The 10,793-nt window shown below is 67.9% G+C and carries 14 protein-coding genes; 10 read left to right on the forward strand and 4 right to left on the reverse strand.

The window, feature by feature from the left end; translation table 11 throughout:
* Together VI056_03920 and VI056_03925 are read right to left on the reverse strand one after the other, a co-directional pair.
* On the reverse strand, positions 1-1,143 hold a 1,143-nt coding region (locus tag VI056_03920; protein ID HEY6202167.1), incomplete at its 3' end, for an MFS transporter.
* Positions 1,140-2,504, reverse strand: a complete 1,365-nt coding sequence (locus tag VI056_03925; GenBank protein HEY6202168.1) for a M20/M25/M40 family metallo-hydrolase — start codon at positions 2,502-2,504, stop codon at positions 1,140-1,142. The genes VI056_03920 and VI056_03925, both read right to left, overlap by 4 nt.
* A gap of 41 nt (positions 2,505-2,545) precedes the next feature.
* Between VI056_03925 and VI056_03930 the strand changes: the two genes are divergently transcribed.
* A complete protein-coding gene (locus VI056_03930) occupies positions 2,546-4,174 on the forward strand; it encodes an FAD-binding dehydrogenase (GenBank protein HEY6202169.1) in 1,629 nt (542 codons plus the stop codon).
* A gap of 3 nt (positions 4,175-4,177) precedes the next feature.
* Here VI056_03930 and VI056_03935 read toward each other — a convergent pair whose 3' ends face one another.
* A complete protein-coding gene (locus tag VI056_03935) occupies positions 4,178-4,483 on the reverse strand; it encodes a hypothetical protein (protein ID HEY6202170.1) in 306 nt (101 codons plus the stop codon).
* 49 nt (positions 4,484-4,532) lie between these two features.
* Between VI056_03935 and VI056_03940 the strand changes: the two genes are divergently transcribed.
* The 9 genes from VI056_03940 to VI056_03980 all read left to right on the forward strand — a co-directional run bounded on the left by VI056_03940 (position 4,533) and on the right by VI056_03980 (position 10,137).
* Positions 4,533-4,715 (forward strand): hypothetical protein, encoded by a 183-nt coding sequence (locus VI056_03940; protein HEY6202171.1) that lies wholly within the window; start codon positions 4,533-4,535, stop codon positions 4,713-4,715.
* A 48-nt stretch (positions 4,716-4,763) separates the two neighbouring features.
* Positions 4,764-5,654: an LLM class flavin-dependent oxidoreductase gene (locus VI056_03945; GenBank protein HEY6202172.1), complete on the forward strand. Its 891-nt coding sequence runs from the start codon at positions 4,764-4,766 to the stop codon at positions 5,652-5,654.
* Entirely contained in the window at positions 5,651-6,196 is a 546-nt protein-coding gene (locus tag VI056_03950; GenBank protein HEY6202173.1) for a GNAT family N-acetyltransferase, read from the forward strand. The genes VI056_03945 and VI056_03950 overlap by 4 nt, the downstream gene beginning before the upstream one ends.
* Complete coding sequence (locus tag VI056_03955) at positions 6,193-6,582, forward strand: hypothetical protein (GenBank protein HEY6202174.1); 390 nt, start codon at positions 6,193-6,195, stop codon at positions 6,580-6,582. Before VI056_03950 ends, VI056_03955 begins: the two co-directional genes overlap by 4 nt.
* Positions 6,583-6,814: 232 nt before the next feature.
* On the forward strand, positions 6,815-7,249 hold the full coding sequence (locus tag VI056_03960; GenBank protein HEY6202175.1) for an MmcQ/YjbR family DNA-binding protein: 435 nt from the start codon (positions 6,815-6,817) through the stop codon (positions 7,247-7,249).
* A 13-nt stretch (positions 7,250-7,262) separates the two neighbouring features.
* A complete protein-coding gene (locus VI056_03965; GenBank protein HEY6202176.1) occupies positions 7,263-8,165 on the forward strand; it encodes a phosphatidate cytidylyltransferase in 903 nt (300 codons plus the stop codon).
* A 59-nt stretch (positions 8,166-8,224) separates the two neighbouring features.
* Entirely contained in the window at positions 8,225-8,872 is a 648-nt protein-coding gene (locus VI056_03970) for a lysophospholipid acyltransferase family protein (GenBank protein ID HEY6202177.1), read from the forward strand.
* Positions 8,869-9,450: a CDP-alcohol phosphatidyltransferase family protein gene (locus VI056_03975; GenBank protein ID HEY6202178.1), complete on the forward strand. Its 582-nt coding sequence runs from the start codon at positions 8,869-8,871 to the stop codon at positions 9,448-9,450. Before VI056_03970 ends, VI056_03975 begins: the two co-directional genes overlap by 4 nt.
* A 3-nt stretch (positions 9,451-9,453) precedes the next feature.
* Entirely contained in the window at positions 9,454-10,137 is a 684-nt protein-coding gene (locus tag VI056_03980; protein ID HEY6202179.1) for a hypothetical protein, read from the forward strand.
* On the opposite strand, the gene VI056_03985 is transcribed toward VI056_03980, so the two are convergent.
* The coding region (locus VI056_03985) for an iron-containing redox enzyme family protein (GenBank protein ID HEY6202180.1) at positions 10,022-10,793 on the reverse strand (772 nt) is incomplete at its 5' end. The genes VI056_03980 and VI056_03985 overlap by 116 nt on opposite strands.

Below are 10,793 nucleotides of genomic sequence, written 5' to 3' on the forward strand. Positions count from 1 at the left end.
GAATGCGAGAACGATGACGCATGAGAGCAGCGCGGCGCCCATGCAGAACACGCCGATCGCGCCGAAGCCAAGCGTGTCGACGAAGAAACCGCCTATGGTGGCCCCGACGACGATCGAGAGCGACGCTGTCGACGAGGAGAACGCGAAGAGAGTCCCGCGCGCCTCGGGCACCTGCTCCGTGAGCAGCGTGGTGTTCGTCGCGAAACGCGCACCGATGACCGCCGAGAGCAGCAGGTTCATCACCGCGGCCGCGAGCAGCGGCGGCGGCGCGTTGGTGAGCGCGAGCAGGATCACACCCGATGCGACGATCGTTCCCGCGACGACGCGTCGGTGCCCGATGCGGTCTCCGATGCGCCCACCGATCTGGCTTCCGACGAGGACGCCGAGACCCAGCGTGAGCGAATACGTCGACGCTGTGCCCTCGCTCAGGCCGTACGTGTTCTGGAAGAACACGACCAGGTACGTGATCCAGGTGAACCAGTAGAGCGAACCGAGGAAGCTCGAGATGATCGCGGCAACGGCGGACTTATTGCTGAGGATCAGGCGATACATCCCCCAGATCCGATCCTCGCTCAGGTTGGTCCGCGTCGGACGGAGGAACACGGCCAGGCCGATGCCGGCAGCGATCGCGATCAGGCCGACGAGTCCCACCGACACGCGCCAGCTCGTGGCCTCGGCCACGACGCCGGCGACCGGAACGCCCACGACGCTGGCCATCGTGTTGAAGCCGATGACCGTCGACATGGCGCGGCCGCGCTCGCGATAGGCGAACAGATCGCCGACGAGGGCGTTGGCGTTCGGGAAGATCAGCGATCCGCCGATGCCCGCCACCGCGCGTGCGGCCACGAGCGTCGCGAAGTTCGGTGCCAGCGCGCACAGGATCGTGAAGGTGCCCATGACGAGCGCGCCGGCAACGAGGAACCTCTTCCGGCCGAAGCGATCGGAGTACGGCCCGATGAGAAGCCCGGTGACGATGCCCGGGCCGCCGTACGCGGCTGCGACCAGGCCGGCGGTCCCGGTGCTCACGTCGAATTCCTCCGCGATCTGCGTGAGAACCGGAGACATGACGAGCGTCGCGTAGACCGACGCGAAGGTGAGCGATCCGACGACGCTGAGGAGGAGCCGCTTCTCGCCGCTGGTCAACCCAGGGGCAGGCCCGCAAAGGCGTGGAGGAACCGACCGAAGGCGCGGATGTGATCGATGTAGTCGGCCACAGCGATGTTCTCGTTCGGCGCGTGATTGGCGGAGGACGCATTCCCGGATCCGAAGCCGACGACGGGTATGCCGAGCTGATCGCACACCTGGGCCATCGGTCCGCTGCCGACCATGAGCGGGTACACGACCGGATCCGCGCCGTACGTCGCGCGGCATGCGGCGACCGCGGCGCGCGCGGACTCTGAATCGGCCGGCCAGCGCGACGGACGCTCGCCGTGCATCGCGACGATCTCGATGTCGCCAAAGCCGCGGCGCTCGAGATGCGCCCGCAGCAGACGCTCGACGAGCTCCGGCGTGAGGTCGGGCACCAGGCGGAAGTCGAGCTTCGCGCTCGCGACCGCGGGCAGGACCGTCTTTGAGCCCGGCCCCGAGTACCCCGAGGTGAGACCGCAGATCGTGCAGGTCGGCTCGAAGAAGTGCTTGAGCTTGAGCGGCGTTCCGGTGAGCCCGCGGATGAATCGCGGCACGTCGTGGATGCGCTTCGTGCCGTCCTCGTCGAACGGGAGGGCCTCCAGCGCACGGACCTCACCGGGCGTCGGGGTGCGGACTGCGTCCATGAGTCCGTCGATGACGATCTCGTCCTTGTCGTTCTTCAGCGTCGCGAGCGCCCAGACCAGACGCCACGCGGCGTTCGGGATGATCGTCGCCACCGACGAATGCGCGTCCTGCTTCGCGCCGCGCACCCGCAGCTCGAAGTACGCGATGCCCTTGAGCCCCAGCGAGACCGTGGGCCGTCCGGCGGCGTCCTTGTAGCCGGCCTCCCAGATGCAGCCGTCCGCGCGCAGCCGGCCGGCATTGGCCGCGACGAATTCGGCGAGATGCTCGGACCCGATCTCCTCTTCCCCCTCAAAGAGGACGCGCACGCGCAGCGGCAGCTCGCCGATGGTGGCACGGTACGCCTCGATCGCCTGGAGCCGCGCCATGAGGTTTCCTTTGTTGTCCGACACGCCGCGCGCGAAGATGTGGCCATCGCGCTCCGTCGGCTCGAACGGCGGCGTCTTCCATTCGTCGAGCGGATCGGGCGGCTGCACGTCGTAGTGGTCGTAGACGAGCAGCGTCTTCGCGCCGCGACCGGTCTCGCCCACGATCGTCGGCGGCCCGCCATCGACGCGAAGGCTCTCGGCAGGGATCCCGGCGCGTCGCGTGCGCTCGAGGACCGCGCGCGCGGTCTCAGCGATCGCGGTCTTCTGCGCGGACACCGTCGGAAGACGGACGAGATCCTTCAGCTCTTCGATGTACTCGCGTTCGCGGGCGCGCACGTATGCGTCGAAAGCATCGAAGGAGGTCACGGCCGGTAGGCTACCTGACCTCTCCCCTACGCTCACCGGCGATGGACGCGGACGTGATCGTCGTCGGCGCGGGGCTCGCGGGTCTCGTCGCCACCGCGGAGGCCGCAGATGCCGGCAAGCGCGTGATCGTTCTCGAGCAAGAGCCGGAAGTGTCGCTCGGCGGTCAGGCATTCTGGTCCTTCGGCGGGCTCTTCTTCGTGAACAGCCCGGAGCAGCGACGCCTCCGCATCAAAGACTCCCGTGACCTCGCGCTGCGCGACTGGCTTGCCTACGCCGGCTTCGACCGCGACGACGACGCGTGGCCGCGCAGATGGGCCGAGGCCTATGTGGACTTCGCCGCCGGCGAGATGCGGCCCTGGCTCCACGCGCAGGGGATGCGCTGGTTCCCGCTCGTGCAGTGGGCGGAGCGGCGCGGAAGCAGCGTGCCGCGCTTCCACATCACCTGGGGCACGGGACCGGCTGTCATCGAACCGTTCGTGCGCCGCGTGCGCGAGCACGCCGTGAGTGGCCGTGTCGAGTTGCGCTTCCGTCACCGTGTGACCGGTCTCGTGGTCATGCAGGGAGTCGCCGAAGGAGTCACGGGCGATCTACTCGCACCGAGTGCGTCGGCGCGCGGCGCTCGGAGCACGCGCGACGTCGTCGGCGAGTTCACGCTTCGCTCGTCCGCGGTCGTCGTCACATCAGGCGGGATCGGCGGCAATCACGATCTCGTTCGCCGGTACTGGCCGGCGCGTCTGGGAGTCCCGCCACGTCGGATGCTCTCCGGCGTTCCCGACCACGTGGACGGCCGGGCGCTCGAGGTGGTCCGCGAAGCCGGCGCGCGCGCGATCAACCTCGACCGCATGTGGAACTACCCGGAGGGCGTTGAGAACTTCGCGCCGGTCTGGACGCGTCACGGCATCCGCATCCTCGCCGGACCTTCGGCGCTGTGGCTCGACGCGACGGGTCACCGTTTGCCGGCGCCGCTCTTCCCAGGCTTCGACGCGCTTGGCGCTCTCGAGCACGTCGCGCGCTCCGGGCACGATCACTCATGGTTCGTGCTCGACTCGAAAGTGTTCGGCCGCGAGCTCGCGCTATCGGGCTCCGAGCAGAACCCCGACCTCACCGGCAAGAGCATCCGGATGGTCCTCCAGCGCGCGCTGCCAAGCGCCGTGAAGCCCGTTGAGGAATTCGGCAGACATGGACGCGACTTCGTCTTCGCGTCCAGCGCGCGTGAGCTTGCGGGCCAGATGAACGAGCTGGCTGGCACGACGGAGATCGACGGCGCCTCGCTCGATCGCGAGATCGCCGAGCACGACGAGCAGGCCATGTTGGCCTCGCCCACCGATCCACAGCAGCTCGCGATCCGCGTGGCGCGCCGCTACATCGGCGACCGGCTGATCCGCGTCGCGCGGCCGCACCCGTTCCTCGATCCGAAGAGCCGTCCGCTCGTCGCGGTGCGCCTCTGGATCATCACGCGCAAGACGCTTGGGGGTCTCGAGACCGACCTCGACGGGCGCGTGCTCGGCGCGTCGGGCGAGCCCATCCGAGGCTTGTATGCGGCCGGCGAGGTCGCGGGTTTTGGTGGTGGCGGCATCCACGGGTATCGCTCGCTCGAGGGAACATTCCTCGGCGGCTGCATCTTCTCCGGTCGCGTCGCGGGCCGCGCCGCGAGTCGCGCGGCAGGCTGAGCGCTAGCCCGACGTGACCGGCGAGGCCGTGCGGGTCTTACTCCGTCCGAGATCGCAGCGCGGCGAGTACGGCGTGATCTCGATCCACCGCTTCTCGCAGAGGTAATCGATGAGCCCGTCGGCGTCTTCGATCGTCTCGCGCCGGTAGACCTTCGCGCGCGGGACCATGAAGATGCAGTCGCCGCAGTTGAGCGGCAGGGCAGGACGCGGCCGGCTCGCGCTGCGTGCGACGATCAGAGCGAAACCAAGCGCCGCGAGGCAGACCACAACGAACACGACGAAAGCCGCAAAGATGGCCAGGGGAGCCATATCCGTTCGGGCCTCCTCCCCGTATGAACGGTATCAGGAGGTGAGCGCTGTGCGATCAGTACTCCCCGCCGTGGCCGCCGCGCTGCTGCTGGCGGGCACCGCATGTGCCGCTGCTGGCTCGGGCGGGACCGGCGCTCCGAAGGGCGCGCCCGCGAATGGCACGGCCGCGCCGTCCTCGATGCCGGCGCCGACCGGTGGCAAGCCCGCCGACCCGTACGACTACGGGTATTAGTCTCGCCGCATCAGGTTCGGCATCCACGTTGGTCACCTGGGCGGGCCGCTGGACGAGCTGCGACAGCTCTGGCGGTTCGCCGACGAACGCGGCTTCGATTGGTTCTCGGTGTCGGATCACTTCCAAGAGACGCCGCACCGGGGCGGCGACGGCGACTGCTTCGAGTCCGTCGCGACGCTGACCGCCGCCGCGGCTGACACGGAGCGAGTGCGCGTTGGATGTCTCGTCTTCAGCATCGCGTACCGCAATCCGGGTGTCCTGGCCAAGTCCATGACGACGATCGACCACATCTCGAACGGCCGAGCCGAGTGCGGGATCGGCGCCGGGTGGAACGAGCCGGAGTACCGCGCGTTCGGGTACGAATTCCCTGACCTGAGGACGCGGGAGGATCAGCTCGAGGAATATGCCGAAGCGCTGCACCTCCTGTTCAGTGAGCCATTCGCGGATCTCGCTGGAACGCACTACACGCTCCGGCACGCTCCGAACAACCCGAGGCCTTTGCAGCGACGCCTTCCGCTCTGGGTCGGCGGCGCCGGTGAGAAACGAACGCTGCGGACAGCCGCCCGTTTCGCCGATGGCTGGAACGCTCCCTACCTTGCGCCTGCCCAGTGGAGGCGGAAGAACGAGGTGCTCGATCGCTGGTGCGGGGAGCTCGGACGTGATGGACGCACGATCGCCCGCACCATCAACGTCGGCTTCTACATCGGCGCCGACGCGAAAGGCGCAGCGCGGGCGGAGGAGCGCTATCAGCGCGAATGGGGCGCGGACGCGCGCGGCTTCACCGGCTTCCTTCGCGGGACCGCCGACCGCGCGGCCGAGCTCGTCGAGGAGTTCCGCGGTGTTGGCGTCGAGCGCCTCAACATCGCCCTGCGCAGCGGGCCATATGACTGGGACGCGCTCGAGGCGTTCGCGGAGAACGTCATCACCGCAGCCGCATGACACTCGAGATCATCCGACTCGACGGTCCGACCTTCGACGCGGCGATCCCCGACCTCGCCGTGATCCTCGCGGACGTGGTCGCTGGTGGCGCGTCGGTCGGGTTCCTCTTGCCGTTCACGCCTGAGGACGCGGCGACGTGGTGGATGAGCATCGAACGCGATGTCGTTCACGGGAACGTGCTCGTGATCGCGGCGCGCTTGGATCGGCGTGTGGTCGGAACGGCGCAGCTGCGCCTCGCCCTGCTACCGAACGCACGCCACCGCGCGGAGGTCTCGAAGGTACTCGTGCACCGGTCCGCGCGACGACGCGGGATCGCGACAGCGCTCATGCGCGAGATCGAGCGCATCGCGCTTGCGGAGGGGCGCACGCTCCTCGTCCTCGACACGATCACCGGCAGCGAGGCCGACCCGCTCTACACGAAGCTCGGCTGGACGCGCGCCGCTGAGATCCCGCGCTATGCCGGGATGCCCGACGGCGAGCTGCGCCCCACGACGATCTTTTACCGCGATCTCGGACGCATGGATCCGCGAAAGGCGCCGTGAGCGCGCCGCGGCTCGTCGTCGAGCCGCTCGGCATCGCCAAGCGGGACGGCGAAGGCTGGCGCACGACCTGGCGCGTGGCGAACGCCGAGCCCGAGCCCGTTCGCCTCGTCGCCGCCGTCGCTCCCCACTCGCAGTTCCGCGGCGAGACATCGCTCGATCGCGAGATCCGCGGCAAGGCCTCCACGCAGTTCTCACTCGTGGTGAGCACCCCCGGTGCTGACGTCAGCGAGGTCGAGAACGCGTTCGTCATCCTTCTCGTTCAGCACGGGGACGAGCGTTGGCGCATCCTCGTGCGACTCCGCGTGCCCTTTGAAGATGGCTCGCGGCCTCGGCCGCGGGTCGAGGCAGTCACCATGCAACGCGTCGGCTTCTCCGGCGAGCTTTAGAGTGCCGCCATGTCCATGACGCAGAAGGACCGCTATGTGATGCAGCGGATGAAAGGCTGACGAGGCAACTGAAGCCTCGGCTTCGAGGAGACCACGGGTATGGTCTCAAACGTGTTGGACATGGACCAGGAGGAGCTGATGAAGCTGCTCAAGTCCTTTAGGACGAAGTACTCAGGAGATGCTGAGTGGGAGCAGATCCGCGCGGGCTTTCCCAAGTCCTGGCCGATCTAGCGTGACCACGGTCAAGGCCGCAAAGGCGCAGCTGCTCAAATACGCCCTCGCGAAGGACGACGCCAGGCTCGAGCATCCATGGGGCGAGAACGTCGCCAAGGTCAAGGGCAAGGTGTTCGTGTTCTTCGGCCTGGAGGAGCCCGACGCTAAGTACGCGGACTACGTGATGGGCGTCAAGCTCACGACGGCGCTGCTCTACGCGAAGAGCCTTCCGTTCGTGGAACCGATGGGATACGGGCTCGGAAAGTCGGGCTGGGTCAGCGTCAAGAAGCCGAAGGGGGCGCTGCCCACGGCGATGTTCGAGGAGTGGATCGACGAGAGCTACTACGCCGTGGCGAAGCCACGCGGCAAGGAGGCGGCGAAAGCCGAGCCGTACGCGAACGTCGCGCCGAAACGGAAGGCTGCTGCTACAAGAAAGCGCGTGACCCGCGGGTAGCATCCACAACAAGGTGGGAATAGAAGCGCTGCCTCAGCCGCTCGCGGCGTACACCGCGCTGGCCGCCATCAGCGTCGTCGTGTTCGGCGTGTTCTTGCGGATGACGCGGCTGACCGCCGGATGGCTGCCGTACCGAACGTGGCTGGTGATGCTGCCCGTCGTTCTCGTCGCGCTGTGGCTTGGCACGTGGGCCTGGGCAGTCCTCATCACGCTTCTCTCCATCTACGGCTTCAAGGAGTTCGCGCGCGCGACGGGTCTTTATCGCGAGCGTCTGTTCGCCCTCGCGGTGTACCTGGCGATGGTCGCTGCGAACGCGCTCGCTTCCGTCGGACGTTTCGGTCTGTTCATGGTCGTGCCGATGTGGGGCGTCGCGGCCCTGACGCTGATCCCGATCGTCCGCAACAAGACCGAGGGGATGCTGCAGAACTTCGCGCTGTCCGTACTCGGCGTCGTCTATTTCGGTTGGTTCCTCGCGCACCTGACGTACCTCGCGACGTGGGAGGGCGGACTTGGACTCGTGCTCTACGTGGTGCTCGCGACGCAGCTGAACGATGTCGTCGCGTTCCTCTTCGGCAAGCTCGTGGGCCGCCGGCACTGGACCGCGCTCTCGCCCAACAAGACGGTCGAAGGATCGCTCGGCGCGCTCGTCTTCGGTATCGCCTTCGCGTTCATCAACTGGCAGCTCGCATTTCCACAGCTGCCGTGGTGGATGGTGCTCGGTCTCGGTGTGATCGTCGGCGCCGGAGGGCAGATCGGCGATCTCACGCTCGCGAACTTCAAGCGCAACGTGGGCATCAAGGACTTCGGCGACCTGCTGCCCGGGCACGGCGGGATCCTCGACCGGCTCAACTCGCTCACGCTCGTCGCTCCGGTGGCATTCCATTTCGTGCGCTTCTTCTTCGGCGGCTTTCCGTGAGCGACGAGCACACTGCTGCGTCCCCGTCGGGCGAGCCCAATGCCTTCTCGTACGCGCCAATGCCGGATGTCGGTCGCTCGATGCGGGAGCGCCTCGGCCAGTACCCGCGCGTCCCTGACATCACCTTCGACGCGCTGCGGACGGTCGCGCGGTGGACCGCGGTCGGCCTCACGAAGCTGCAGTTCCCGATCGACGTCCGGGGCGAAGAGCCTTCGGGCGATCGCGTCGCGCTGGTCGCGAACCACCAGAGCCACCTCGACTCGCTCCTGGTCCTCGCCTCCCTGTCCGAGCACCGGCGGCGCGAGATCGCCTGCCTCGCGGCGAAGGACTACTTCTTCGAGAACACCTCATTCGCGCTGGCGAGCTCGCTGTTCGCGATGGCCGTCGCGTTCGATCGCACCAAGTACACCGAGCTCCGACGCTGGACGCGGATCCTGCGCGAACAGCCGCGCGGCACCCTCCTCGTCTACCCATCCGGCAGCCGCCGGCGTTCTGAAGCGCACGACGCGATCCTGTTCGTCCTCGCGAACAGCGGGTGGTCGATCGTTCCGGTCGCGATAGCGGGGAGCGCGAAGGCATGGCCGGTCACCAGCAAGATCTGGCGTCCGTTCCAGCGCGTGCGCGTCACGTTCGGCAGGCCCATGTCCGCGGTCCCGACGAAAGACCTCGGTGCGTCGCTCGCGGCTTTCTGGAGCGCGAACACTTGAAGGCGGACGCCTCCGTCTATGAGGGCAAGCGGGTCATCCGCCGCGCGCTCGCGCGCGTCGGGGGTCTGGACCGCGTCGATCCAAATGTCGTCACGCTCTCGATCCTCGTGCCCGCGGCCATCGGCACCGTGGCTCTGTGGCAGGGGTGGTGGCTCGTCGCGATACTCGCCATCCTCGCTCGGATGGTGCTCGCGACGATGGACGGCTACATCGCCGAGAGCTTTGGCCGAGCGACGCGTCTTGGGTCGTATCTGAATCGCTTCGTCACCGAGCTGGCCGATGCGACGCTACTGCTCGCGCTCATCCCGCACGCGGACGCGCTCTGGGTCGGCGCCGCGCTGGCCGGCGGCTGGCTCGTGAACGTCACCGGACTCCTCGGGGTGACCGCGGGCGGTTCGATCCAGTGGACGGGCCCCGCGGGCCAGGCCGATCGGCTCGCGTTCCTCATCGCGGCATCGCTCATCGCGTTGGTCGCCGAGATGAACTGGACGCTCTTCTGCATGGTACTGGTCGCCTTGAGCGCGGTCACGATCGTGCGTCGCGCATTCCGGTCGATCGTCGAGCTGCGTCGGGTCTGATCCGTGCGTGGCTTTGCGCGCTCGCCGCTCGCCGTGATCGCCGCCGGTCTGTGGGGCTATGCCGAGGCGACGCGATTCTGGCTCATCCCCGACATCCTCCTGGGATGGATCGCTCTCAATCGACCGCGGTCGATCGTGGTCAGCGTCGCCGCGGCAACGGTCGGTGCCGTGATGGGCGGCGTCCGCATGCATCGGCACGCACGCGAGGAGCGCGCGCGCTTGACCGAGATCCCGGGCATCAACGACGCCCTGCTGATCGACGCGCACGAGCGCTTCGCGTCGCGTGGCTGGGTCGCGGTCGCGCGCGCGCCGCTCGACGGCATCCCGTACAAGGTCTATGCGACCGAGAGCGGGCTCGCCGGCAAACCTGAGGGCGAGCTGATCGCGTGGACGATGCTCGCGCGGCTTTGGAGGTTCATCCTCTCGGCAGCCGCCGCCGGGCTCATCGGTCGGGTCTTTTCACGCTCCGTGCGCCGGAGCGAAGGACGGTGGCTCGCTGGAACGATCGCGTTCTGGGTCTTCGTCTATGTCCGCTATTTCGCGAGACTTCGTCGCCGCTACGGGGTCGGACTCAGTCCTTCGGAAGACGGGCCTCCGGATGGCGAAGCGACAGCGGCGCCTTCCCCGACCAGTACACGTCGCGCTGGCCGGTCATCGCCTGGACGTGCCCGTCCCACTCGAAGTTGAAGGCCTCGCAGCCTAGACGCACCGCGCGCCGGACCTTCTCCTGCGTCACCTCGTCGCGCGCCAACTTGTGGATCATCGCGATCTGACGATCGCCGTGACCGGTGTCCTGCTCCGCGTGCAGCTCGTAGGTCGCGGCGGCGCGCTTGCTGAAGCCGTAGTGGCCGACGAGCTCCTTGAACACGCGAGCGGCCGCGCCATCCGGTCCGCCATGCATCGCTTCGACGTACGCGAGCAGCGCGACGCCCTCGAGCGCGCTGCGGTTCTGGCAACCCGAGCGGATCATCTCGACGGCGGCGAGCGTGCCGGGCGCGGGGTCGGCACGGTCCGCCTGCTCGCGCGTGATGCCGCCCTCCTCGAGGAACTGCAACATGATGTCGACGTGCGTCTTTTCGCCGCCGAGCTCTTCCATGAAGTTCTCCATCACCACGTCCATGAGGTCGTAATTCCGCTCGCTCGCGACGTTGGTGACGATGTACCCGAAGAAGATCGGGTTGGTGCGCACGCGCAGGTAGTGCTGGATCTCGCCCAGGATGATCTGCTCGCGCGTCCAGCGGTGCTCGACGATGCCCTTGAACCAGGGGTGATCCGGCATCCATAGCCCGCGTGCGACTTGCCAGAGCTCTTCGACGAAGGCGTCGGGCGGGGTCACGGCCACG

It is taken from the genome of Candidatus Limnocylindria bacterium (genome assembly GCA_036523395.1).
Classification (GTDB): domain Bacteria; phylum Chloroflexota; class Limnocylindria; order P2-11E; family P2-11E; genus CF-39.